24 protein-coding genes are annotated in these 22869 nt (G+C 64.1%); 15 read left to right on the top strand and 9 right to left on the bottom strand.

The window, feature by feature from the left end; all coding sequences use genetic code 11:
• The first annotated feature begins 174 nt into the window (after positions 1-174).
• Positions 175-1647 carry a 30S ribosomal protein S1 gene (rpsA, locus tag ABEA12_RS03610; RefSeq protein ID WP_210101058.1) on the top strand — a complete coding sequence of 491 codons (1473 nt, stop codon included), beginning with the start codon at positions 175-177 and terminating at the stop codon, positions 1645-1647.
• 142 nt (positions 1648-1789) lie between these two features.
• Here the strand turns inward: rpsA and ABEA12_RS03605 are convergent, their stop codons facing one another.
• The 3 genes from ABEA12_RS03605 to ABEA12_RS03595 form a co-directional block, all read right to left on the bottom strand.
• Positions 1790-2056 carry a hypothetical protein gene (locus tag ABEA12_RS03605; protein ID WP_210101057.1) on the bottom strand — a complete coding sequence of 89 codons (267 nt, stop codon included), beginning with the start codon at positions 2054-2056 and terminating at the stop codon, positions 1790-1792.
• Complete coding sequence (locus tag ABEA12_RS03600) at positions 2049-3272, bottom strand: S8 family serine peptidase (protein ID WP_210101056.1); 1224 nt, start codon at positions 3270-3272, stop codon at positions 2049-2051. The genes ABEA12_RS03605 and ABEA12_RS03600 overlap by 8 nt, the downstream gene beginning before the upstream one ends.
• A gap of 138 nt (positions 3273-3410) precedes the next feature.
• Positions 3411-3980, bottom strand: coding sequence for an isochorismatase family protein (locus ABEA12_RS03595; protein ID WP_210101055.1), 570 nt, complete (start codon positions 3978-3980; stop codon positions 3411-3413).
• A gap of 280 nt (positions 3981-4260) precedes the next feature.
• On the opposite strand from ABEA12_RS03595, the gene ABEA12_RS03590 reads away from it, so the two are divergent.
• Together ABEA12_RS03590 and ABEA12_RS03585 are read left to right on the top strand one after the other, a co-directional pair.
• Complete coding sequence (locus ABEA12_RS03590; protein ID WP_210101054.1) at positions 4261-5145, top strand: hypothetical protein; 885 nt, start codon at positions 4261-4263, stop codon at positions 5143-5145.
• A complete protein-coding gene (locus ABEA12_RS03585; RefSeq protein WP_210101053.1) occupies positions 5108-5440 on the top strand; it encodes a hypothetical protein in 333 nt (110 codons plus the stop codon). Before ABEA12_RS03590 ends, ABEA12_RS03585 begins: the two co-directional genes overlap by 38 nt.
• Here the strand turns inward: ABEA12_RS03585 and ABEA12_RS03580 are convergent.
• Positions 5412-6551, bottom strand: coding sequence for a class I SAM-dependent methyltransferase (locus ABEA12_RS03580; protein ID WP_345466444.1), 1140 nt, complete (start codon positions 6549-6551; stop codon positions 5412-5414). The two genes, ABEA12_RS03585 and ABEA12_RS03580, sit on opposite strands and share 29 nt — an antisense overlap.
• Positions 6548-7222, bottom strand: a complete 675-nt coding sequence (locus ABEA12_RS03575; protein ID WP_210101051.1) for a YigZ family protein — start codon at positions 7220-7222, stop codon at positions 6548-6550. Before ABEA12_RS03575 ends, ABEA12_RS03580 begins: the two co-directional genes overlap by 4 nt.
• A 63-nt stretch (positions 7223-7285) precedes the next feature.
• Here ABEA12_RS03575 and coaE point away from each other — a divergent pair, with 63 nt between their 5' ends.
• The 8 genes from coaE to ABEA12_RS03535 all read left to right on the top strand — a co-directional run bounded on the left by coaE (position 7286) and on the right by ABEA12_RS03535 (position 14101).
• Positions 7286-7894, top strand: a complete 609-nt coding sequence (coaE, locus tag ABEA12_RS03570) for a dephospho-CoA kinase (protein WP_210101050.1) — start codon at positions 7286-7288, stop codon at positions 7892-7894.
• Entirely contained in the window at positions 7866-8210 is a 345-nt protein-coding gene (locus ABEA12_RS03565; RefSeq protein ID WP_210101049.1) for a hypothetical protein, read from the top strand. Before coaE ends, ABEA12_RS03565 begins: the two co-directional genes overlap by 29 nt.
• On the top strand, positions 8207-8719 hold the full coding sequence (locus ABEA12_RS03560; protein WP_210101048.1) for a hypothetical protein: 513 nt from the start codon (positions 8207-8209) through the stop codon (positions 8717-8719). Before ABEA12_RS03565 ends, ABEA12_RS03560 begins: the two co-directional genes overlap by 4 nt.
• Entirely contained in the window at positions 8716-10818 is a 2103-nt protein-coding gene (gene uvrB / locus ABEA12_RS03555) for an excinuclease ABC subunit UvrB (RefSeq protein ID WP_210101047.1), read from the top strand. Before ABEA12_RS03560 ends, uvrB begins: the two co-directional genes overlap by 4 nt.
• A gap of 197 nt (positions 10819-11015) precedes the next feature.
• Positions 11016-12023, top strand: coding sequence for a TerC family protein (locus ABEA12_RS03550; protein ID WP_210102576.1), 1008 nt, complete (start codon positions 11016-11018; stop codon positions 12021-12023).
• Between the two features lie 88 nt (positions 12024-12111).
• A complete protein-coding gene (locus tag ABEA12_RS03545) occupies positions 12112-13425 on the top strand; it encodes an MFS transporter (protein ID WP_345466435.1) in 1314 nt (437 codons plus the stop codon).
• Complete coding sequence (locus ABEA12_RS03540) at positions 13422-13784, top strand: DMT family transporter (protein WP_210101045.1); 363 nt, start codon at positions 13422-13424, stop codon at positions 13782-13784. The genes ABEA12_RS03545 and ABEA12_RS03540 overlap by 4 nt, the downstream gene beginning before the upstream one ends.
• Entirely contained in the window at positions 13781-14101 is a 321-nt protein-coding gene (locus ABEA12_RS03535) for a DMT family transporter (protein ID WP_210101044.1), read from the top strand. The genes ABEA12_RS03540 and ABEA12_RS03535 overlap by 4 nt, the downstream gene beginning before the upstream one ends.
• A 12-nt stretch (positions 14102-14113) precedes the next feature.
• Here ABEA12_RS03535 and ABEA12_RS03530 read toward each other — a convergent pair whose 3' ends face one another.
• Positions 14114-15397, bottom strand: coding sequence for an alpha/beta fold hydrolase (locus ABEA12_RS03530; protein WP_210101043.1), 1284 nt, complete (start codon positions 15395-15397; stop codon positions 14114-14116).
• Complete coding sequence (locus ABEA12_RS03525; protein ID WP_210101042.1) at positions 15394-15873, bottom strand: GNAT family N-acetyltransferase; 480 nt, start codon at positions 15871-15873, stop codon at positions 15394-15396. The genes ABEA12_RS03530 and ABEA12_RS03525 overlap by 4 nt, the downstream gene beginning before the upstream one ends.
• Before the next feature lie 121 nt (positions 15874-15994).
• On the opposite strand from ABEA12_RS03525, the gene ABEA12_RS03520 reads away from it, so the two are divergent.
• Positions 15995-16849 carry a metal-dependent hydrolase gene (locus tag ABEA12_RS03520; RefSeq protein ID WP_210101041.1) on the top strand — a complete coding sequence of 285 codons (855 nt, stop codon included), beginning with the start codon at positions 15995-15997 and terminating at the stop codon, positions 16847-16849.
• On the opposite strand, the gene ABEA12_RS03515 is transcribed toward ABEA12_RS03520, so the two are convergent.
• On the bottom strand, positions 16846-19377 hold the full coding sequence (locus ABEA12_RS03515; RefSeq protein ID WP_210101040.1) for a DEAD/DEAH box helicase: 2532 nt from the start codon (positions 19375-19377) through the stop codon (positions 16846-16848). The genes ABEA12_RS03520 and ABEA12_RS03515 overlap by 4 nt on opposite strands.
• A 52-nt stretch (positions 19378-19429) precedes the next feature.
• Here ABEA12_RS03515 and ABEA12_RS03510 point away from each other — a divergent pair, with 52 nt between their 5' ends.
• The 3 genes from ABEA12_RS03510 (at position 19430) to ABEA12_RS03500 (ending at position 22152) form a co-directional block, all read left to right on the top strand.
• Positions 19430-20218, top strand: a complete 789-nt coding sequence (locus ABEA12_RS03510; protein ID WP_210101039.1) for a trans-aconitate 2-methyltransferase — start codon at positions 19430-19432, stop codon at positions 20216-20218.
• A 58-nt stretch (positions 20219-20276) separates the two neighbouring features.
• Positions 20277-20567: a hypothetical protein gene (locus tag ABEA12_RS03505; RefSeq protein WP_210101038.1), complete on the top strand. Its 291-nt coding sequence runs from the start codon at positions 20277-20279 to the stop codon at positions 20565-20567.
• Between the two features lie 316 nt (positions 20568-20883).
• Positions 20884-22152, top strand: a complete 1269-nt coding sequence (locus tag ABEA12_RS03500) for an HNH endonuclease (protein WP_345466424.1) — start codon at positions 20884-20886, stop codon at positions 22150-22152.
• On the opposite strand, the gene ABEA12_RS03495 is transcribed toward ABEA12_RS03500, so the two are convergent.
• On the bottom strand, positions 22139-22801 hold the full coding sequence (locus tag ABEA12_RS03495; RefSeq protein WP_210101036.1) for an MBL fold metallo-hydrolase: 663 nt from the start codon (positions 22799-22801) through the stop codon (positions 22139-22141). The two genes, ABEA12_RS03500 and ABEA12_RS03495, sit on opposite strands and share 14 nt — an antisense overlap.
• Between the last annotated feature and the right edge of the window lie 68 nt (positions 22802-22869).

The raw sequence follows: 22869 nt of genomic DNA, 5'->3' as shown, positions 1-22869 counted from the left end.
CGTCGGGCTGACAACTTGTACCCTCGGCGTTTTGACCCGGCCGGGTGCCAGGGAATAGACTAATTGAGCGCGTCGCGGCCATAGCCGTGCCCGCACCCAAGAACAATTCGGAAAATGCCGGGGCTTCCGGCTGCCCGACTCATATAAGACTATCCACATCGGAGTCCCTACTACATGACCATCACCTCCAACGAGAAGACCAGTGCCCCGGTCGTTGCTATCAACGACATTGGCTCTGCCGAAGACTTCCTCGCTGCCGTCGACGCCACCATCAAGTACTTCAACGATGGCGACCTCGTCGAAGGCACCGTCGTCAAGGTTGACCGCGACGAAGTTTTGCTCGACATCGGTTACAAGACCGAAGGTGTCATTCCTTCCCGCGAACTTTCCATCAAGCACGATGTTGACCCGGGCGACGTTGTCGCCGTCGGCGACAACGTCGAGGCCCTGGTCCTCACCAAGGAGGACAAGGAAGGTCGTTTGATCCTGTCCAAGAAGCGTGCTCAGTACGAGCGTGCTTGGGGCGACATCGAAAAGATCAAGGAAGAAGACGGCGTCGTCACCGGCACCGTCATCGAGGTGGTCAAGGGCGGCCTTATCCTCGACATCGGCCTGCGCGGCTTCCTGCCGGCATCGCTTGTCGAAATGCGCCGTGTGCGCGATCTGGCTCCGTACATCGGCCAGGAAATCGAAGCCAAGATCATCGAGCTGGACAAGAACCGCAACAACGTTGTTCTTTCCCGCCGTGCATGGCTCGAACAGACCCAGTCCGAGGTACGCTCCACGTTCCTCAACAAGCTGGAAAAGGGCCAGGTTCGTCCGGGCGTCGTTTCCTCCATCGTCAACTTCGGTGCATTCGTGGACCTTGGCGGCGTAGACGGCCTCGTCCACGTTTCCGAGCTCTCCTGGAAGCACATCGACCACCCGTCCGAGGTTGTCGAGGTTGGCCAGGAAGTCACCGTCGAGGTTCTCGAAGTGGACCTGGACCGCGAGCGTGTTTCGCTCTCGCTCAAGGCCACCCAGGAAGATCCATGGCAGACCTTCGCCCGCACCCACGCTTTGGGTCAGGTTGTTCCGGGTAAGGTCACCAAGCTTGTTCCGTTCGGTGCATTCGTTCGCGTCGAAGACGGAATCGAAGGCCTCGTTCACATCTCCGAGCTGGCCGTGCGCCACGTGGAGCTTGCAGAGCAGGTTGTCTCCGTCGGCGACGAGCTGTTCGTCAAGGTCATCGACATCGATCTCGAGCGTCGCCGTATCTCGCTGTCCCTCAAGCAGGCCAACGAGGGCGTCGATCCCGAAGGTGCCGAATTCGATCCGGCTCTCTACGGCATGGCCGCAGAGTACGACGAAGAGGGCAACTACAAGTACCCGGAGGGCTTCGATTCGGAGACCAACGAGTGGCTCGAAGGCTTCGAGACCCAGCGTGCAGCTTGGGAGCAGCAGTACGCTGACGCCCAGACCCGCTGGGAAGCCCACAAGAAGCAGGTTGTCCAGCACCTCAACGACGACGCTGTTGCCGAATCGGCTCCGGCCGAGTCCGCCGGTGGCGGCTCGTCCTACTCCTCGGAGGCCCCGGCCACCGATGCAGGCACCTTGGCATCCGACGAAGCCCTCGCCGCACTGCGCGAGAAGCTCACCGGAGCCTAAGCCTTCCTCCAGGACCGGATCATTGATCCACCCGAGGTAGCTTGAAAGAAGGGCCCCGATCCACCACTGGTGGATCGGGGCCCTTCTTTTGAGTTTTCCTCTCCGGAAGTCCCATCTGGCGACCTGGAGAGGGGCCGGGTCGCTACTGGATCTCGCTGTCCGGGGGATTGATGCGGAACATCCGCTCCGGGTCAACGGAATAAACGCCCTCGACGGCGGCGATGCTCGCCTGCCGCGAGCCTTCGGCATGGCCGTGGACCTGGCCCAAGGTCCCGAGCACCCGGTCGACTTGCAGTCCCGCGGTCTCGAGGTTCTTGGCGACTTCCTGCATCCGGCCCATGTAGGGCCCCGACACCGTGATGATGAACGTCACCGGCTCGGGCAGCGGGAGGCCCGGGACATCATTCATGGCATGTCTGCCCCTCGCCGGCCGGCTCGGTGTCCTCCGGCGGCGGGGACTGCGCGAGTCCTGCGCCGACATCGATGGAGAACTGCTCTAACCTTTGTGCTTCCTGGGCAAGTTCGGCCCACAGCTCCCGTCCGCGGAAACCGGTTGCCTCGCAGAGCAGGGCGGCAACGCCGGCGACGTGGGGTGTCGCCATCGAGGTTCCGCTGATGGTGTTGTGGAGTTTTGGCGCCGGCCACGAGGAGTAAACCCTGACACCGGGGGCAGATACATCGACCTGGCCGCCGCGTCCGGGCAACGTACGGGCGGAGAAATCGGCGATCTGCAGTTGCTCATCCAGGGCGCCGACTGCCATGACGTAGGGGCTGTTCGCAGGTGTGCCGACAAAGCCGGGGTTGCCGGCCGAACGCTTGGCGTTGTTCCCTGCGGCGGCGACGATCAAGGTGCCAAGTTCCAAGGCACGGTTCCCGGCTGCTACGTAAGGCGGGTGCACCTCGGGCACATCGGCCCCCAAGGACATGGAGATGATGTGGCAGTCGTTTTCAAGGGCCCAGTCGATGCCCGCCAGGATGCCCGTGTCCGAGCCGGAGCCCGAGTTGCCCAGCACCTTGCCCGCATAGATGCTGGCTTCGGGGGCGACACCGTAGCCGCGGCCCTCGGGCAACGAGCGTGGCCCGCACGAGGTGCCGATGCAGTGCGTTCCGTGGCCGTGCATGTCCTGGACGTCTTCACCGTCGATGAACGATTTGGTGGTGACGTCACGCCCGGCGAAATCAGGGTGCCCGACGTCGAAACCGGTGTCGAGCACAGCGACCCGGATGCCGGCCCCGGTGTAGCCGGATTCGACCGCACGCACCGCCTGCAAGCCCCAGGTGAGCTCGTCGGTGTCTTGGAAGTCCGCGGCCGCCGGATCATCGGCCATCACATGGTAGATCAGTTCGGGAACAACGCGCATCGGCATGCGCGCCGAGGCGCAGCGCTCGCCCAGCTCCGCCAACTGGGCGGACTCGCCGTCCACCACTGCCACCCCGAGCCGGGCGAAATAGGTATCAAGGGAGAAGCCCTGGGACTGGAGCATCGTCGGGACTTGGTCCTGGAACGTGGCGCGGACACCGAATCGCCCCGTAGCGGCGGGGGTCTGGGTGTCGAAGACGACCACGTACCTGCCCGGGACGGGTATGGCACTGGCTGAAGTGAACGGCGCGTCGGGGCTGAACATGGCTTCCTCCTGGGGTACGTGTTGGCGTCAGGAACGGGTGGGCCATGACGGCAACCGATGCCGGTTATCGTGGATGAGCAATACCATGCACCATACCGCCGGCACCGGGGTCTTGGGTAGGGATCTTCCCCCCGGGCCTCAGTCGTTCACTGTCACCGGGGCAAAGGTGACTTCGGCCGCACGCATGAGCAGGAAATCCTGGTTGGGGTAGTCGAGCCCGGCGAAGTATGCGTTGGTGTGCGCGATGATCTGGTCCCCGGTCAGGGACTGGCCCTCGAAGGTCTCCGCCCCGGTGGTGTGTGCGTCGCGCACCACCGTCACGTCGTACCCCATGGCCGCGGCACGGCCGGCTGCGGTTCGCAGGCAGTAGTCCGACTGGGCGCCGCAGATCACCAGGCGGCCGACGTCCTGGGCGATCAGCGAGGCATGCAGGCCGGTGCCGGTGAACGCGTCGCGGTAGGACTTGAAGATCCGGTGTTCGTCTTCTTGCTGCTCGAGCCCGGCGGTTAGCTTCCACGCCAGGGAATGGCGCTCGAACTCGCGCTCGTCCTGCACCCAGTAAACGGGGGTACCGGTGTCACGGGCGCGCACCAGCAGCTCCTGGATGCGCGAGACGACCTTCTTGGGATGCACGCAGTAATCCATCACGCCCTGTTGCATGTTGACGATGACCAGTGCAGTTTTCGATCCATCACGATGTTCGTCCATGTCAGAAGTATGACACCTCCGGACCCCGGTTGGTCGGCATTTGGGTGACGCCGCTCACCCCGGGTCTTGCCGTGGAATGGTGGACCTCATCCTCTCGGCGTCGCAGAATCACCCCAAATGCCGATTCGCCGGGTCTGTTCCCCTGCATAGCCTTGGAGGAACACAAGCCGACGAGGGGAAACACCGATGCGCCGTACACGCCACGACAAGCCACCGGTGTCCCTGCCGGGGTACTCGGTTTCCGACGCCGAATGGGCAGCGGTGCCGGCCACGATTCCCGATGCGTTGCTTCGCTGGGGGCGCGCTGGTGCCCTACTACGGGCTCCTGGGCTTATGGATCTGTCTTGGGTCGCCGCCGGTGCTCCTTGGGGCGCTGGCCTTTTGGGGCTTCTTGACGGTCTTTTCCTCCCGGTTGTCCCCGTGGCTTGTCCTGGTGGGGCTCAGCGGACTGTTCCTGGCCGGGCCAGGTGACACGCTGTTCACCGGAGCCCTGTTCATCGGTGCAAGTTGGTGCCTGTCCCTGGCACTGGTGGCAGCCCTGACCGGGATCAGGCTGACCCTGACGGTGCGCCGGTGGCGGGGACAATCCGCCGGTCCGCTCACCGTTTCCGCCGGACTGCTGGCGGGCACCGGGACCTTTGCCAAAGCGCGCAACAAGATCTTTTCCCCGGGCGGGACCTTGCTGGTCGTCGCCATCATCAAGCTGGGGATCGGCTTGACGTCGGTGACCACCATCGACCCGCGAAACCTGGTGCGAACGCTGGATCTTGAAGCCGCATCCGTCATGGTCCCGCTACTCGGCCTGGAGTTTTGGTTGTTGGCCTCCACGGTGCGTTGGGGGCTGGAGCGGATCGCCGGCGACGTGGTGCTGGAGGTGCCCGTTGACCCGAGGATCGGGCCCGTCGCCTTCGCGCGGGCAACCAATGCGGTGGAGCTTGCCGACGTTGGCCTTGGGGGTTGCCGGTGCGGGAAGAAGGCACGAGCCAAGGGAGGGAAGTTGCACCCGCCATGGCATTGCGGCCGCGGCCAACGAGCCCTGGGTGTGGGGCAGGAATGCCAGGACGCTGCCGGTACCGGCGCACAAACGCCTGTCCATCGTGGGACTGTACGTCTGGGGCAGCACGCCCATGGTTCTGCGGACACCAGCCCCGGGCAAGGACCCTGAGATCCCGACACATACCGGGTACCGTCCGTGGCGGGTGAGGGAAACGGCCAAGCGAGCCGCCCGGGCCATCCTTTGGCTTGACACCACCGGCTCGGACCCGAATTTCCTGGCTGAAGCCGAAGCCGAGCACGAAGCCATTGACCACATCCGGCTCGATGCGGTGGGGTTGGGTGGCTTTGCCGTCCGCCGGCAAGATGCGCGGCCGCGCTTCGAGGCCAACCCCGCACCGCTTGTCGCCGGTGAAGTGCCGCGGCAAGCGGTGGTAGCTAACGTTTTATCGACACCGTCACGGTGAACTTCGGGTTCCGGGCGACCTGGCGGGTTGGACCCACCAACTTTTGAAGTTGCCCGCGATAGCCCAGGTGCGAGTTGAAGACGCACCAGAGCGCACCGCCGGATACCAGCACGCGTCCGGCATCGGTGAAGAGCTTCAACGCGATCCCGGCATGCACGGTGTTTCCCATGTGGAAGGGTGGGTTGAGCACCACGAAGCACTCGGAGGCATCGGGCAGCGCGGACAGGGCATCGTCCTGCACCGCGGTGATCCGCCCGTCCACGCCATTGGCCTGGGCGGTGGCGAGGGTCGATGCCACCGCGGAGGCCGACTGGTCGCAGGCATAGAGCGTGAGCAGCGGATGCTTGAGAGCGAGGTAGGCGGCGATGGTGCCGTTGCCGCAACCCAGGTCCACCGCCCGTAGGGCTTCGGCCGGCAGCTGGAGGTTCTCAAGCAGGAACCGGGTCCCGGAATCCAGCTTGGCCCCGCCGAAGGTCTGCGCGTAGGCACGCAGCGCCAGCGGTGCTTCGAGTCCCACCAGGGGTGCACCGTGCAGCGGGAAACGCGGTGCGGGGAGCGAGGCCACCGGGCGCAGTGCGGTGGCGCTGAGCACCCGGGACTTCTGGCGTCCCAGCGAGGCCGTGACGGAGGTGAAGTAGCGGCCTAACAGCTCGTTCATGGTGCGGTTCATGTGCTTGATGCGCCCGGATGCCATCACCGTGACGCCCGGCGCCGCATGTTCGGCAACGAAGGACAACATTTCCTCCAACGCGTCCAGCAACCTCGGCAGCGCAATGAGCACCAGCGTGGCACCCGTGAGCAGTTCGGCGCCCAGCGGCAACAGACGGAATTCCCCTCCCAGTGCGGGCAACAGCTCCTGGGCGTTGGCTTCGATGGCCTGGGCCCCAGAGAGCGCATCCTGGTGCACGCGGATCCCGCGGACCCCGGCATCCAGCGCACCCAGGACCAGCGCGCCGTAGTGGTCGCCCAGGATCGCCACCTTGCCCGGTTCGCCGGGCCAACCGGTCTGGGCAGCAAGGTCCAGCAGCAGCTTGTCGGCACCATCGACGGCGTGCAAGTTTGCCGCCTCCACGTCTGGGAAGCGGCGCAGCAAGTCCAGGTCAAGGCTCACGGTGCATCCACCCATTCGGTCCCCAACGCCCTCGCGGTGCAGCTGCCGGCACTGAGTGTTGCCAAACGGTCGGTGAAAGCGGCGAGGATGTCGGCCTCGTCGCCCAGGGCAACCTTCAGCGTGGCGTGGCCCGGACCGTAGGCGGTTCCAAGGACCTGGACGCCGCCGGCGCGCAGGTCGTTTTCGAGGCGTCCGGCGGTGCCGTGGTCCACGTCGATGCCCAGGATCCGCTGGCGCGTCCGTCGCACCAGCGGTGCGGCGTCCAACGCGCGGGAGACGGACTCAGAGTACGCGCGCACCAGCCCGCCGGCGCCCAGCAGGATCCCGCCGAAGTAGCGCACCACCACCGCGGCGATGTCCGAGAGGTCGGTGGTGCCGGATCCGGTTTCGCGCTTGGCCAGCGCATCAAGCATCGGGACGCCTGCGGTGCCAGAGGGTTCCCCGTCGTCGTTGCTGCGCATGGCGGTGCGGTCCGCCCCCAGGATGAACGCGCTGCAATGGTGCCGCGCGTCGAAGTGTTTCTTGCGCAGCTCGGCGACCAGGGCGCGGGCCTGCTCCTCGGTCTCGACCCGGCGCAGGTACGTGATGAATCGCGATCGCTTGATCTCCAGTGCGTGGACAAAGTCTCCGTCCACCGTCGTATAGGCCGTCGCCACAGAATCTGTCTCCATTACCGCACCAGTCTAGTGTTTGGCGTCTTCGCGTGCCCGCTGCGCATCGGTATGCTGGGACACATGCTCAATGTTGCTCTGACCGGCGGGATCGCCGCGGGAAAATCGGCAGTGTCCCAGCGCCTGGTTGAACTCGGCGCCGTGCTCATCGATGCCGATGCCATCGCCCGCGAGGTCGTGGAACCGGGCACCGAGGGGCTCGCCGCGATCGTTGCGGCCTTTGGCCCCGAGATCCTGTGCGCCGACGGGTCCCTTGACCGCACGTCCCTGGGCGCACTGGTCTTCGCCGATGCGGCCGAGCGGGAAAAGCTCAATGCGATAGTGCATCCGCTGGTGCGCGCCGAGGCCGCACGGCGCTCCGAGGCGGCACCCAAGGGCGCGGTCATCGTCCAGGACATCCCGCTCTTGGTGGAAACCGGGCAGGAATCGGCCTTCGACCTCGTCGTGGTCATCGAGGCCCCGCTGGAGGAACGCGTGCGCCGCATGGTTGATGACCGCGGGATGGCCGAGGCCGATGCCCGCGCCCGCATCGCCGCGCAGGCCACCGATACGCAGCGTGCCGCAGCGGCCGATGCCGTGATCGTCAATTCGGGCTCGCTTGTTGCCCTGCGCCAACATATCGACGAGTTCTGGGAGAAGCACATTGATCCATCCACCGGCCATGCCGGCTGACAAGGACGCAGCCAGCGAAGAGCTGGCGGTGATGATGGCAGCCGAAATGCCCCGGGCCCGCACCGAGATGCGCATCGTGCACGTCCTCTGGGCGGTGGCCGGGGTGGCACTTGTCGCTGCGGTGATCCTCTGGGTATTCGTCGGCGGGCGCCAACAATACATCTCCCGGAACTCGGGCTACGACTCCCGGGTGCTCATTCCGGCGTGGCTTGCACTCACCGGGCTGCTCAGCGCCGGCGCGGCAACGGTTCTCTTCATGATCCGGTTGATGCGCGGGGCACTGGGGAACATCGTGCAACGGCAGGTGCGCAAGTGAACACTGCGTTGATCGCCGAATCCTTCATCGCGTCCGGTTCCGTCGGGAGTGCGACGGGGCAGTTGGTCAGCATCCAGCGCGACCCCGAACGCGCCGCGGCGGCCGGCGGATCCCGCGGGTCCATCCAGCTTCGCTACCACTCCTTGCAGTTGGTGCCCGTGGATCTGATCGACGAGGTGCCCGGGATCTGGGCTGCGCTGCTCGATGTCGTGGAGTCATTCCTGGCCGAAGGAACGGGGCAGGGTCGCTACCCGGGACTGGACGCGGAGATCGTGCTCCAAACCACGGGAGGCATCGCGAAGTTCACCGCCGGGAAAGTGCGGCACATCGTGGATACCGGCGAGCTCATTGACGCCATCCTGGGCGGTGCCGCTGCCTACCACCACTTCGCCGGCACCTGCCAGCCACGCATCGCGGAGCTGCGCAGCCAAGTAAGTGCGGCGGGAATTTCAGCCCAAGGCGAGCGCGCCGCCCACCCGTGGGCGCCAAGGCGTAACCTAGGAGAATGAGTCTTGCGCAGCAAATCAAACGCGTCGTGGCGCCCTTCGAGGTCATCAGCGACTTCAAGCCAGCCGGTGACCAGCCAGCCGCCATTAAGGAGCTCACCGAGCGCGTCAACGCCGGTGAGAAGGACGTGGTGCTGCTTGGCGCCACCGGCACGGGCAAGTCCGCCACCACCGCCTGGCTCATCGAGCAGGTGCAGCGCCCCACCTTGGTGCTGGTGCAAAACAAGACCCTCGCCGCGCAGCTGGCCAACGAGTTCCGCGAGCTGCTGCCCAACAACGCGGTGGAGTACTTCGTCTCCTACTACGACTACTACCAGCCCGAAGCCTACGTCCCGCAGACCGACACCTTCATCGAGAAGGACTCCTCGGTCAACGAGGAGGTCGAACGGCTGCGCCACTCGGCAACCAACGCGCTGCTGACCCGTCGCGACGTGATCGTGGTGGCCACCGTCTCGTGCATCTACGGCTTGGGCACCCCCGAGGAGTACGTCGCCGGGATGGTCACCCTGGAAAAGGGCATGGAGATGAACCGCGACGACCTTTTGCGCAAGTTCGTCTCGATGCAATACGCACGCAACGACATGGACTTCCACCGCGGCACCTTCCGGGTGCGCGGGGACACCGTGGAGATCATCCCGATGTATGAGGAGCAGGCGCTGCGCATCGAGTTCTTCGGCGACGAGATCGAGTCCCTGCATACCCTGCACCCGGTCACCGGGGACGTGATCCGCGAGGAAAACGAGATGTATGTCTTCCCGGCCAGCCACTACGTCGCCGGTGCCGAGCGGATGAACCGCGCGATCACCGACATCGAGGACGAGCTGCGCAACCGGCTGGAGACCCTGGAGGGCCAGAACAAGTTGGTGGAGGCCCAGCGCCTGCGCATGCGCACCACCTACGATCTGGAAATGATGGAGCAGATGGGGTTCTGCAACGGCATCGAGAACTACTCGCGGCACATTGATGACCGCGCCTCGGGCACCGCCCCGCACTGCCTGATCGACTACTTCCCCGACGACTTCCTGATGGTCATCGACGAATCCCACGTCACCGTCCCGCAGATCGGCGCGATGTACGAGGGTGACATGTCGCGCAAGCGCACCCTGGTCGAGCACGGCTTCCGGCTTCCATCGGCAATGGACAACCGCCCGCTGAAGTGGGATGAGTTCCTTGAACGCATCGGACAGACCGTCTACCTCTCGGCGACCCCGGGCAAGTACGAGCTGGGCAAGGCCGACGGTGTGGTTCAGCAGATCATCCGGCCCACCGGGCTGATCGACCCAGAGATCATCGTCAAGCCCACCAAGGGCCAGATCGATGACCTGCTCGACGAGATCCGCGCCCGAGTCGAGCGCAACGAGCGCATCCTGGTCACCACGCTGACCAAGCGCATGGCCGAGGACCTCACCGACTACTTCACCGAGCACGGGGTCCGGGTCCAGTACCTGCACTCGGACGTGGACACCCTGCGCCGCGTGGAGCTGCTGCGGGAGCTGCGCATGGGCCTGTTCGACGTGCTGGTGGGCATCAACCTGCTGCGTGAGGGACTTGACCTGCCCGAGGTCTCGCTCGTGGCGATCCTGGATGCGGACAAACAGGGCTTCCTGCGCTCGGCGACCTCGTTGATCCAGACCATCGGTCGTGCCGCCCGTAACGTCGATGGCCAGGTCCACATGTATGCGGACAAGATCACCGATGCGATGGCGCATGCGATCGATGAGACCAACCGGCGCCGCGAGGTGCAGCAGAAGTACAACAAGGACCACGGGGTTGACCCGCAACCGCTGCGCAAGAAGATCGCGGACATCACCGACTCGCTGGCCCGCGAGGACGCCGACACCCAGGAGCTGCTGAGCAACCAGCGGCTGTCCAAGAGCGCCAAGCGTTCGAGTGCCGGAACCAAGAAGGCCCACGAGACGGTGCGCGCCGACGGGCTGGCGGCGGCCCCGGCGGAGAACCTGGTGGAGATGATCGGCCAGATGACCGAGCAGATGCACGCCGCCGCCGCGGAGCTGCACTTCGAGGTCGCCGCCCGGTTGCGCGACGAGGTCTCGGAGCTCAAAAAGGAACTGCGGCAGATGAAAAACGCGGGCCACGCTTAGGCCGGCCCCGAGCCGGTGCGCTAGACTGGTCTCAGCGTAGGGGAGTATCCCAGTAGTGCTGTGATCGTCAACACGTGAGGCATCGATGCCTCGCCGGGCGCAGCGGTCGTTCCAATCTGAGTGGACGGCGGAGAGACTTGCGGTAATTCCACGTACCCCGTTTGAAAGGCCCCACTTTGGGAAACCACGGCTTGTCGCTGCAATTCGAGATCATCTCTCTGTCGGCATTGTGCATCATCCTCCTGCTTGACCTGCTCTACGTGGTGAAGAAGCCACACCTGCCCTCGATGAAGGAATCGGGGATCTGGGTCGCCTTCTACGTCACCCTCGCGCTGATCTTCGGTGCCGTCATCTGGTGGCAGGCAGGACCGGACCTAGGCCAGCAATTCATCGCCGGCTGGGTCACCGAATATTCGCTGAGCATTGACAACCTGTTCGTGTTCATCATCATCATGGCCCGCTTCTCGGTACCACGTAAGTACCAACAGGAAGTGCTGATGTTCGGCATCATCATCGCGTTGATCCTGCGCGGGATCTTCATCATCGCCGGCGCCGCGGTCATCGAGAACTACTCGTGGGTCTTCTACATCTTCGGTGCCTTCCTGCTCTACACCGCCTGGAAGCAGGCAACCGAAAAGGGCGAGGAAGCCTCCGACGGCGCCAACAGCGGCATCGTCTACAAGTTGACCAAGAACCTGCCGATCTCCAAGGACTTCGACGGCAACAAGCTGCGCACCACCATTGACGGCAAGCGCCTGTTCACCCCGATGGTCATGGTCTTCATCACCATCGGCATGACCGACCTGCTCTTCGCCGTCGATTCGATCCCCGCGATCTTCGGGCTGACCCAGTCCCCGTTCATCGTCTTCACCGCGAACCTGTTCGCGCTGATGGGCCTGCGCCAGCTCTACTTCCTGCTCGGCGGGCTGATGGACCGCCTGGTCTACCTCAAGCACGCACTGTCGATCATCCTGGCCTTCATCGGCATCAAGTTGGTCTTCCACGCTATGCATGTCAACGAGCTGGGGTTCATCAACGGCGGGGAACCGATCACCTGGGTCCCGGACTTCTCGATCACCGTTTCGCTGCTGGTCATCGTGGGCACAGTCGTCATCGCCACCGTCGCCTCGCTGCTCTCCCCGGCTGGTCGCCGTGCCGCCGCCGCCACCAAGGCCCAGCAGCAAGCCGAGACGGACACCGAGTAACACCCTTGGTGCGGGACCCGTTCGGTGCAGTAATGCCGGCCGGGTCCCGCGACCGTTAACTGGCTGCTGGATTGCTAAGCTGGAGAGTGTGACTACCTCTGAGCATCTTCCGGCCATGCAACGCCCACCCGAGAGGATCCGGGCCCAAAGCAGGACGGTTTCCGCGCTCTCGGTGGCCCAGCTCTTCAGTGGCGTGGGAAACGGTGCAGGGCTGGCCATCGGCTCGCTGATGGCCGTTGAACTGACCGGGTCCAACGTCTTTGCCGGGGCGGCGACCGCCGCGATCTCGGTGGCCGGCGCGCTCAGTGCCTTGCCGCTCGCGGCCCTGGCCGTAAAACGTGGACGCCGGGTGGCACTGTCCTCCGGGTATTTCTTGGCCGCACTCGGTGCCGTGGGCATGATGCTTGCTCCGGTGGCCAACTCCTTTGCGGTGCTCCTGGTGGGCGCGGCTCTGCTGGGCGTGGGCAACGCCGCGAACCTGCAGGCCCGCTTCGCCGCCACCGACCTTGCCGATGACGCAACGCGCGGCCGCGACCTCGGTCTCGTGGTCTGGGCCATCACCATCGGGGCGGTAGCCGGCCCCAACCTCATTGGCCCCGGCGCGGCGTTGGGTGAGCGCTTCGGGCTGCCGCCGATGAGCGGGCCGTTCCTCTTCTCCGTGGCAGGGATGCTGCTGGCGATCATCGTGCTGAACATCGGTCTTAGACCGGACCCCATCGACCTGGCCAGGGACTGGGACAGGGCCGACGGCGTAGCCCCGAATGCACCGGAAGTCGGGCGCCGTCGCGGGTCCCTGGTCAACGGGCTGGTCGCCGTGCGTGCCTCGCCCGGGGCAACGCTGGGTATTTCCACCATCGTCGTCGCCCATTTGGTGATGGTCGGTGTCATGTCGATGACCCCGGTGCACCTCAAGGACATGGCTGCTACCCCGGGGCATGCGATGCACGGCGGCACCGCCGACATCCTGGTCGTCGTCGGGTTCGTGATCTCGCTGCACATCGCCGGCATGTACGCACTCTCGCCGTTCATCGGGGCGTTTGCCGACAAGATCGGCCAGCCGCGGATGATGCTTGCCGGCCAGTGCGTGCTGGTTGCCGCGGTGCTGGTCTCCGGGATCGGTGCCGACTCACGGGCCGCGGTGACCGTCGGCCTGGTGTTGCTGGGCGTGGGCTGGTCGATGGCCACGATCTCCGGCTCGGCGTTCCTGGCCGAACGGGTGGAACGCCGGCGCCGCGTGCTGGTCCAGGGCGTCTCGGACACGTTCATGGGTGCTGCCGGCGCCATCGGGGCCGCGGGCTCCGGGCTGCTGCTGGCCTGGTTGGGCTTCGCCGGGCTTGGCTACCTCTGCCTGGTCTTCATCCTAGTTGTTGCCCTCTTCTGCGTGCGTGAACTCAAGAAATGAACAAGTGGTTCCTGCTGGGCACCGCGATCACGCTCGAGGTGATCGCGACGCTCTCGCTCAAGGCGGCCCTTGACCAACCGTGGTTCTACCTCAGCGTTGTGCTCGGCTATGCCGGGGCGTTCACCGCTTTGTTCCTGGCCATGCGTGCGGGCCTGGGCCTCGGGGTGGCCTACGGCATCTGGGGCGCACTCGGGGTCGCGCTGACTGCGCTGTTTGCGATGCTGCTCTTCGACGAATCGCTCACCTCGGTGATGCTGCTGGGCCTTGGCGTCATCATCGCCGGGGTCATCCTGGTGGAATTCGGTTCGCAGCAGGCACAACGGAACCAGGGGCGCGGTAACCCGGAGCGCATGTCATGATGTGGGCGTTCCTCGGTGTCGCGATCGTTGCCGAGGTCGCAGCCACGATGTCGCTGCGCGCCGCGGTGACCGGGCCCAAGGTATGGTGTTTTCCCGTGGCACTGGGCTACCTCCTGGCGTTCAGCATGATGTCCTTCGCGCTACGGGCGGGCATGGGCATCGGGGTTGCCTACGGTATCTGGGCGGCCGCCGGCGTCGCGATCACCGCGACCCTGAGCAAGTGGATCTTCAAGGAGCCGCTTACCCCGGTCATGGCCGCCGGGATCGTTCTGATCGCCGCCGGGGTGCTGCTGGTGGAACTCGGTGCCGCCGGCTGAAGCCACGGAGTGCTACTGTGCGGGTTTTGTCATTTCCAGCAGCTTCGCGAAGATCATCGAGCCCTCGTCCGCGATCCCGTCGTGGTGGAAATCGTCGGTTTCCCAGACCATGAGCCCATTGACCGCCTCGGCGGTGGCCAAGGAGAGGTCCCTGTCCACATACACGTCGTGGGTGTAGACGGCGGCAGCCACCGGCACCGTGTTCCGGGCGAGCACCTCCGGGTCATAGAGCGGGCCCCAGCCCCGGTGTTCTGCGAGGATCCGTGCTGTTTCCTCCAGCGGGCGCAGTGCCGGGTCGGCATCGAAATACCAGCGGAACACCATTTCGCCGGTGAGCAGCGGGACCTCGGCCTCGGGGGAGAACGCGGGGAATTCGTCCAGTACCCGTTCCGCTGCCCAGTCGGTGGCCGGGCCTTGGGCGTAGATGGATTCGTGCATCAGCGCGTACAGCGGGTTGGTGGTTCGGTCCACCTGGTCCTGCACCACCGCCAGGAAGGTGTCCGAAAGCCGCTTGCCGCCCCGGGTTGCGATGAACGCGCCCTCGAACACATGGTGCAGTGAGTGGACCCGGGAGTTGCCGCCCAGGAACTGGCCGAGAACCTGCACCAGCGGGACGGTCAACCGCCGGCCGTTGGGCAGGTGCTCCTCGGTCCGTCCCAAGTGCGCGACGATTCCACCCAGGGTCTCCCGGTCCTGCGGGTACCAGGAAAAGTACTCCTGGTTGCGTTCTGCCATCCGCGCGTAGGTGGCCCGGTACACGGTCTGCGCATCGGCGGTGATCGAGGCAAGCCCGCCGGTGACCAGGCAACGGTCAAGTGCGTGCGGGGCCATGGACAGATATGTCAGCGTGCAGAATCCGCCGTAGCTTTGTCCCAAGGTGCTCCAGGAACCGATGCCCAGTGCACTGCGGATTGCCTCGGCGTCGCGCACGATCGAGTCGGCGCGGAAGTGCGTGAGGTAGGAGGCCTGCGCTGCGGCGTCACCGCGCAGCGGAAGCGACTGCCTGTTCGCCGGACTGCTCAGCCCGGTGCCGCGCTGGTCAAGGAGCAGCACCCTGAAGGTCTTGGTGGCCTCGGCCAGCCAGCCGGTCAAGGATGCCGGGCGCGGTGCCTTGCCGCCGGGTCCGCCCTGCAGGAAAAGCAGCCATGGCAAGTCCGTGGGATCGGCATGAGCGGTCGAAGAGACCTCCCGGGCGAAGACGGTGAGCTGCTCACCTTCCGGTCGGTCATGGTCCAGCGGAAGGGCGAAGTAGTGCTCGGTGGTGTTCATCTCGCGAAATACGTGTGTGGTGCTCATGCGGTGGCCCCCAGTTCCGCCAGTGCGGCGCCTTCAAGCCGGCGAACCGTCCAGCCCTCCATGGAGCCGGCACCGATCGAATCGTAGAATCCGATGGCCGGTGCGTTCCAGTCCAGCACGCTCCATTCCACGCGTCGGTATCCGCGTTCAACGGCCAGTCGGGCCAGCTCGGTGAGCAACGCCTTGCCGTGTCCGGCTCCGCGGGAGGTCTCGCGCACGTACAGGTCCTCCAGGTGGATCCCGTGGGTTCCCTCCCATGTTGAATACGTCAGGAACCACAGCGCGAAGCCCAGCACGGTGCCCTCGTGCTCAACCACGAGCGCGTACACCTGCGGATCGGGCCCGAACAAGTGGGAAACGAGCGAGGATTCTGTGTTCTTCACGGCGTCGGGCTCACGTTCGTAGATCGCCAGTTCACGGATGAGGTCAAGGATGTCGGCGGCGTCGCCGGGAAGGGCAGGACGGATCAAAGGCATGTGACCAAGCCTACCGGGGCTGGTTGCGTGCCGTGAATCCAACGTGTGGGAGCCGGCCCCTACAGTTGGGGGCGATCAAGAACCCCCTTTACGAACAACTCCAAGGACGGCACCAAGCACCATGATGGGCGGCCACCACGCAGCCACGGGCGCAGCAGCCTGGATCGCGCTGACCACGAATTTCCGTCTTCCCACCGGTGCGCTTTCGGGCCACATCGGGTGGCTTCCAGAGGCCATCCCGCTAGGCTTCGGCCTGCTGGAACAGTCCCCGCTTGCAGGTGTGGCGGGGGCTATGGTGTGTGCGGGGGCGGCGTTGCTGCCCGATGCCGACCACCGCCGGGCCACCATCGCGCACTCGCTGCCCCCGGTGTCCAACGCGATCTGCGCCGGCATCGGCGAGGTCTCCGGCGGGCACCGCAACGGCACGCACTCGCTACTCGGCATTGCCGCGTTCACGGCGCTGGCCTGGGTGCTGGGGCTGTGGACGATGCAGACGCCGTCCCTCGGGCTGGTCTACCCCGGTGCCGGGTTGTTGGCCGTGCTGCTGGTGTCCTTCGCGCTGAAGGCGCTGAAGTTCATCCCCGATTCCATGGCGAAGCTGCCCTGGCTCATTTCCGTCCCCGCGGGCATCTTCGTGGCGGTTTTCTCGCCCGACGAGCAGAACTGGTTGGTGCTGGCGGTCGCGGTGGGGTGCGCAATCCACGTGGCCGGGGACATGCTCACCGTCGGTGGCTGCAACCTGTTGTGGCCGATCAAGATCAAGCCGCCACGTTTCATACGCCGCATCCCTTTGCTCAAGGACGTGTGGAAGCCCGGCGGACGCATTGCCGTCCCGGTGCTGGGGCGGGCAGGTTCGGTGCGCGAGTGGCTGATGTGTGTGCCGGTCTCCATCTATGCGCTTGCCGGGTTGGTGGTGCCCCTGGTGCTGCTGACGCACAACCAGGTGCAGCCACTGACCAAACTGCTCGGCTTCTAGTCCTGGCGGCCCACGTCGGTCACCGTGATCACCGGGTATCCGGCCTCGTCGGATTCGGCCAGGTTGACGGTGGCGTCGATGCCCCAGTCGTGGTGGTTGGCCGGGTCTGCGAAGACCTGGCGCACCTTCCATGATTCCTTGCCCAGGGTGATCAGCAGCAGGTTGGGTCCGCGCCCGCCGGGACCGTCGTCGATGTCCTCGTGCTCATCGAAGTACGCATCCATGGCATCGGCCCAGGCCCCTGCGTCAAAGCCGTTGTGCCCGTCCAGCTCGCCCAGCGCACCGTCCTGCTCGTCGGCGAAGAGCTTGACACGACGGAACATCTCGTTGCGCACCATCACCCGGAAGGCGCGCTCGTTGGAGGTCAGGCGCTCGGGTGCCGGCGGGATGATCTCGGCGTCGGGCTCGTGCAGCACGCCCTTGGCCAGTTCCTCCCATTCGTCCAGCAGCGATGAGTCGATCTGGCGGATCAGTTCCCCGAGCCATTCGATAAGGTCCTGGAGGTCCTCGCGAAGCGCATCCTGCGGGACGGTCTGGCGCAGCGCCTTGTAGGCGTCGGTGAGGTAGCGCAGCAGCACGCCCTCGGAGCGGGCCAGGGAGTAGAACGCCACGTATTCGCTGAAGCTCATGGCGCGTTCGTACATGTCGCGGACCACCGACTTGGGTGCCACCTCGAAGTCGCCGAGCCACGGTGCGCCGGCGCGGTACTGCTCGAAGGCGTTGCCCAGGATCTCGGCTAGCGGTTGCGGGTAGGTGACATCCTCGAGCGCGGCCATGCGGTCGTTGTATTCCATGCCTTCGGCCTTCATCGCGGCAATTGCCTCGCCGCGAGCCTTCTTCTCCTGAGCCGAAAGCACCTGGCGCGGCTTTTCCAGCGTCGCCTCGATCACCGAGACCACGTCCAGTGCGTAGCCGGGGGACTCGACGTCGAAGAGCTCAAGGGCGGCAAGCGCGAAGGGCGAAAGTGGCTGGTTCAAGGCGAAATTCTCTTGCAGATGCACCGTGAGCGCCAGCATGTTGCCATGGCGGTCGGGGTGTTCGAGGCGTTCGACGACGCCGGTGGCAAGCAGCTCGCGCAGGATGCCCAGCGCCTTGCGCTGCAGGATCCGCTGGCGCACCGGCGGCTCGTGGTTTTCGGTCAGCAGCCTGCGTGCCGCTGCGAAGGAATCGCCCTCGCGGGCCAGCAGGTTCAGCAGGATCGAGTGCGTGACCGCGAACGAGGAGTTCAGTGTCTCGGGGGTCGCGGCAATGATCCGCTCGTAGGTCTTCTCACCCCAGGTCACGAATCCCTGCGGCGGCTTCTTCTTGACCACCTGGCGGATCTTCTTGGAGTCGTCGCCGAACTTCGCTAGTGCCTTTTCCAGGTTCTTTTTGTTTTCGATGGAGTGCTCGGGCGCCTGGACCACCACGGTGCCCGCGGTGTCGTAGCCGGCGCGTCCGGCGCGGCCGGCGATCTGGTGGAATTCGCGGGCGTTGAGGATGCGGGTGCGCACTCCGTCATATTTGGACAGCGCGGTGATCAGCACGGTGCGGATGGGCACGTTGATGCCCACGCCTAAGGTGTCGGTGCCGCAGATGACCTTCAGCAGTCCGGCCTGCGCCAGCTGCTCGACCAGCCGGCGGTACTTGGGCAGCATGCCGGCGTGGTGCACGCCGATGCCGTGGCGCACCAGGCGGTTCAGGGTCTTGCCGAAGCCCGGTGCGAACCTGAATCCGGCGATGAGCTCGGCGATCCGGTCCTTTTCCTCCCGGCTGCAGACATTGACGCTCATGAGCCCGCTGGCCCTGTCGATGGCTTCGAGCTGGCTGAAGTGCACCACGTAGATCGGCACCTGCTTGGTGCCCAGCAATTCCTCGATGGCTTCCTGCACTGGGTCCTGCGAGTAGTAGTAGTGCAGCGGGATGGGACGTTCGGCGTGTGCCACGGTGGTGGTCTCGCGCCCGGTGCGCAGCGTGAGCTCGTCCTCGAACCTGCCCACGTCGCCCAGCGTGGCGCTCATCAGCAGGAACTGCGCCTGCGGAAGTTCCAATAGAGGCACCTGCCAGGCCCAACCGCGCTGGGGGTCGGAGTAGAAGTGGAACTCGTCCATGACCACGGGGCCAAGATCCGCGTTTTTGCCTTCTCGCAACGCCACGTTGGCGAGGATCTCGGCGGTGCAGCAGATGATCGGGGCGTCCTTGTTCACCGAGGAGTCCCCGGTGACCATGCCGACGTTCTCCGCCCCGAAGATCTTGCACAGGTCAAAGAATTTCTCCGAGACCAGTGCCTTGATCGGAGCGGTGTAGTAGCTGCGTTCCCCGCGGGCCAAGGCATAGAAATGTGCTGCGACGGCAACCAGTGACTTGCCCGAGCCGGTGGGCGTGGCAAGGATGACGTTGTTGCCGGCCACGAATTCCATCACGGCTTCGTCCTGTGCGGGATACAACCCGATGCCACGGTCCTCCACCCACTTCACGAAGGCCTCATAGACTGATTCGGCTGTGGCGCCGCGCGGGGGAGTGTTGGGCAGCAACTCGGTAAGTTTCATGATGTCTCCAAGACTATCGGTTTACGTCGGTCTTTCCGTTTAGCCTGAGGTTATGAAATGGGATCCGAAACAGTACGCACAATTTTCCGATCACCGGGACCGCCCTTTCCATGACTTGACGGCTCGGATCACCGCCGGGGACCCGCAGCTGGTGGTGGATCTGGGCTGCGGTTCCGGGCCGCAGACGCACTCACTGGCGAAGCGCTGGCCTGCGGCACGTGTCATCGGCCTGGACTCGTCGGCGGAGATGATCGAACAGGCACGCGCTAAGCAGCAAGCACCCAACCTGTCCTTTGAGATGGCCGATGCAACGATCTGGATGCCGGATCCGGACACCGATGTGCTGGTATCCAACGCAATGATGCAGTGGATCCCCGGCCACCGAGTGCTCATGCAGGGCTGGTTGAATGCGTTGGCTCCCGGGGCCTGGTTTGCTGCCCAGGTGCCGGGCAACTTTGGTTCACCCTCCCACGCGTTGATGCGGGAGCTCGCCGACTCCAAGCGTTGGGCCCCGCAATTGTCCGGCGTACTGCGCCATCGGGATGTGGTGGCAGAGCCAGCTGAGTACCTGAGGCTCTTGCTGGCGGCAGGGTACGAAACAGAGGTCTGGGAAACCACCTATGGGCAGGTCCTGCTCGGACCGGAGCCCGTGCTGAAATGGGTCCGGGGCACTGCCTTGCGACCGGTGCTTGATACGTTGGACACCGATGAAGCCGCGGTGTTCGAATCCCAGTACGCAGAGCTGGTGGCACACGCTTACCCGGCCTTCGAAGATTCCAGTGGTAGAACGATGACGCTGTTCCCCTTCCGGCGGATCTTCATGGTCGGAAGGACGCTATAGGTTTCCGGTGCCAGCCGTGGTTACACCCTAAAGTGGGGGTATGAAAAGACTTTTACCCATGGTTGCAGCAGGGGCGCTGATGCTCACTGCCTGCGCTGGGCCTTCCGCGGACGAGTTCCGGCAGAGCGATCCTCAGGGAAACACCGCGTGTCTCCATTTTGGTAGTGGTTACGAGGATGGGGGCAACGTCGGTCGGACGAATTTGGCCAAGGCTGCAGTACACGGTGAAGCTGCAACCGCTGACCAGATTCGTGCTGCGGTCAGCACCGATCAGGCAGGTATCCCTGTGATCACGGATCGCGAAGCCTTCAAGCAAGCTTGTGAAGCACAGGGCTTCAAATTCAACTAGTGCGGCTAGCCGACAGCGCGGTCCGAATATTTTTTGAGAATACTTTGTTTATGCTCTTTGACTAGGTGTTTTAGGATCCAAAGAATTCAGTTTCCTCTTCACATCCGTGCTTTTGGGGCGTACAATAGTAAATATGTTCGAAGAGTACAAAGAGTGCCAATCGAACCCGAGATCGCTCTCAACGGAGGTCGCCGGGGAGTTACTCCTTGGCCACCGTCACATTCCTTTCGATATGGTCGATTCCGCCCGCGTACGGGCTGCGGCCGAGGGGCCAGGCGACGGATACGTTGATTTCATAAACAGTATGGCGGAGGCCATGTCGTACTTGCCCCAGACTGTCGGTGAGCAAGTCCGGGTGGCGCGGATTGCCGCGATGGAAAGAGCCAAGGCTGCAATCTGCGCGGCCCAGGCGAAGGAAGCCTACGGCCTGGAGCAAGACATTATTGCGCGACACGAAGACGAGGGCGTCTACAAGGAGAACCCAAGTCGCGGGACCGGTGCGGAAGTGGCGCTGGCGCGCATGGAGGCCCAGCACCTTGGCCCGCGCTTCGTTTCCTACGCAAAGTCAGTGATCGAGCACATGCCATTTACCTACGATGCACTGGTGCGCGGTGAACTGAACGAGGAACGTGCCATGCTTCTGGCACGAGTAACCAACCACGTAGACCCAGGTGTTCGCGAGCTGGTTGATCGGGGCATAGCGGGGGAGCGAGGATCGCTAGAAGGCGTCGGGACCAAGGAATTGTTGGCTCGTGCCAAGAAAGAGGTCCTTGCATACGACAACACTGTTGACATGATCAACCATGCTGACGCCATGAAAAAGCGCAGAATATCGCTGACCATGATGCCAGACGGAATGATGCGAATCAGCGGACTACTGCCGGTGATACAAGGCGTCGCTATCAAGGAGGCGTTGGTCAAGGCGTTGGCGAAGCGGCGCCGCGTTGATGATGAACGCACTGATTCACAGGTCGTAGCCGACACCGTTGTCGAACGCATTACGGGACAGGACCGTGCCGCACGCATACCCTTGATGATCAATCTGGTGATGACAGACCGGACCTTGTTGGTTGGAGACAGCGAACCGGCACTCATCAAGGGTTACGGCACCATTTCCGCGGAGTACGCTCGCTGGCTGATTACCGGCGACCGGACTGGGCCTGACGGGGTGAACACGGCTGAAACGTGGGTTCGGCGCCTATACACGACGCCTACGAACGGTGAACTCGTTGCCATGGAATCGGAAGCTCGGATCCTGCCGCAGAAATTGAAAGACCTCATCGCCGTGCGGGATCAATATTGTCGTACACCGTATTGCGATGCTCCGATCCGCCATTACGACCATGTATATCAAGTGGTGAAAGGTGGAAAAACGACCGAAGCCAACACCGATGGCCGTTGCGTTTGGTGCAACCAAACCAAAGAAACCTCGGGATGGGAGGAAGCGGTCGTCCTGGGGCCGCGGCACACAATCCTGATCACCACTCCGAGTGGGCAGATGTACAGATCGATGGCGCCGCCACTTCCCGGTACATATGAGTCTCCACCCAGACCAGCGAATGACCTTCTACTTACCAGCCCCTGATACGCCACTCTTCGAGGCTTGGGCGTTCGGAAACAAGCGTAGTGGTGCTCCCATGGCCCGGAAGCACAAGGGAATCGCCCGGGTACTTGTCAAATAGGCGGGACGACACATCGTCAAGCAGCGAGGTAAAGCGCTGCGGATCACCCTGGGTATTTCCCACACCGCCGGGGAACAAGGAATCACCGCTAAAGATCACGGTGGTGCCCCCGCTATCACGCAGAACGTAGGCCATGGATCCGGGAGTATGTCCGCGTAGGTGAACGCATTCCAGTGCGACAGATCCTACTGCTATGAAGTCTCCATGCTTCAACGGAACAGTGATGTCGACCGTGGCGCCGGCAGCAATACCCTCGACGTCATCAACTCCGGCATATGTCACGGTTCCCGTGCGTTCCACGTATTCGTGCAGCGCTCGTATATGGTCCCAGTGCTGGTGGGTCGTCGCGATCCCGGCAAGTGTCGGTGCGGCCTCCGAATCCGAAGAAGCCGACGAAAACAGTCCGTCAATGGAGGCCACGTCGTCTGCCGCGTCGATTAGGAGCTGGGAACCGTCAATCTTCGACGTCACTAGGTAGATGTTGTTGGACATTTCGGAAACGCTCACGGACCGTACTGTTGCATCGGTGAGATCAAGGAAGGTTTCACTCATACCAACACCTTACGTGGAGAGGCAAAGTCCACGCGGTAGTCTGGGGCGCGGGCCCTGCCCCGGTATCC

This window comes from Paeniglutamicibacter antarcticus, from assembly GCF_039544305.1.
GTDB classification, from domain to species: Bacteria; Actinomycetota; Actinomycetes; order Actinomycetales; family Micrococcaceae; genus Paeniglutamicibacter; species Paeniglutamicibacter antarcticus_C.
The sequence above is the reverse complement of the archived record's forward strand: the minus strand, read 5'-3'. Positions and strand labels throughout refer to the sequence as shown.

Excerpts from the sequence above, each read along its gene's own strand:
- uvrB (WP_210101047.1), top strand. The coding sequence starts at position 8,716 with ATGAGTCTTGCGCAGCAAATCAAACGCGTCGTGGCGCCCTTCGAGGTC.
- rpsA (WP_210101058.1), top strand. The coding sequence starts at position 175 with ATGACCATCACCTCCAACGAGAAGACCAGTGCCCCGGTCGTTGCTATC.
- ABEA12_RS03520 (WP_210101041.1), top strand. The coding sequence starts at position 15,995 with ATGATGGGCGGCCACCACGCAGCCACGGGCGCAGCAGCCTGGATCGCG.
- ABEA12_RS03535 (WP_210101044.1), top strand. The coding sequence starts at position 13,781 with ATGATGTGGGCGTTCCTCGGTGTCGCGATCGTTGCCGAGGTCGCAGCC.
- ABEA12_RS03505 (WP_210101038.1), top strand. The coding sequence starts at position 20,277 with ATGGTTGCAGCAGGGGCGCTGATGCTCACTGCCTGCGCTGGGCCTTCC.
- ABEA12_RS03500 (WP_345466424.1), top strand. The coding sequence starts at position 20,884 with ATGTCGTACTTGCCCCAGACTGTCGGTGAGCAAGTCCGGGTGGCGCGG.
- ABEA12_RS03585 (WP_210101053.1), top strand. The coding sequence starts at position 5,108 with ATGGTTCTGCGGACACCAGCCCCGGGCAAGGACCCTGAGATCCCGACA.
- ABEA12_RS03515 (WP_210101040.1), bottom strand. The coding sequence starts at position 19,377 with ATGAAACTTACCGAGTTGCTGCCCAACACTCCCCCGCGCGGCGCCACA.
- ABEA12_RS03530 (WP_210101043.1), bottom strand. The coding sequence starts at position 15,397 with ATGAGCACCACACACGTATTTCGCGAGATGAACACCACCGAGCACTAC.
- ABEA12_RS03600 (WP_210101056.1), bottom strand. The coding sequence starts at position 3,272 with ATGTTCAGCCCCGACGCGCCGTTCACTTCAGCCAGTGCCATACCCGTC.
- ABEA12_RS03595 (WP_210101055.1), bottom strand. The coding sequence starts at position 3,980 with ATGGACGAACATCGTGATGGATCGAAAACTGCACTGGTCATCGTCAAC.
- ABEA12_RS03540 (WP_210101045.1), top strand. The coding sequence starts at position 13,422 with ATGAACAAGTGGTTCCTGCTGGGCACCGCGATCACGCTCGAGGTGATC.
- ABEA12_RS03605 (WP_210101057.1), bottom strand. The coding sequence starts at position 2,056 with ATGAATGATGTCCCGGGCCTCCCGCTGCCCGAGCCGGTGACGTTCATC.
- ABEA12_RS03590 (WP_210101054.1), top strand. The coding sequence starts at position 4,261 with ATGCGTTGCTTCGCTGGGGGCGCGCTGGTGCCCTACTACGGGCTCCTG.
- ABEA12_RS03495 (WP_210101036.1), bottom strand. The coding sequence starts at position 22,801 with ATGAGTGAAACCTTCCTTGATCTCACCGATGCAACAGTACGGTCCGTG.
- coaE (WP_210101050.1), top strand. The coding sequence starts at position 7,286 with ATGCTCAATGTTGCTCTGACCGGCGGGATCGCCGCGGGAAAATCGGCA.
- ABEA12_RS03575 (WP_210101051.1), bottom strand. The coding sequence starts at position 7,222 with ATGGAGACAGATTCTGTGGCGACGGCCTATACGACGGTGGACGGAGAC.
- ABEA12_RS03525 (WP_210101042.1), bottom strand. The coding sequence starts at position 15,873 with ATGCCTTTGATCCGTCCTGCCCTTCCCGGCGACGCCGCCGACATCCTT.
- ABEA12_RS03510 (WP_210101039.1), top strand. The coding sequence starts at position 19,430 with ATGAAATGGGATCCGAAACAGTACGCACAATTTTCCGATCACCGGGAC.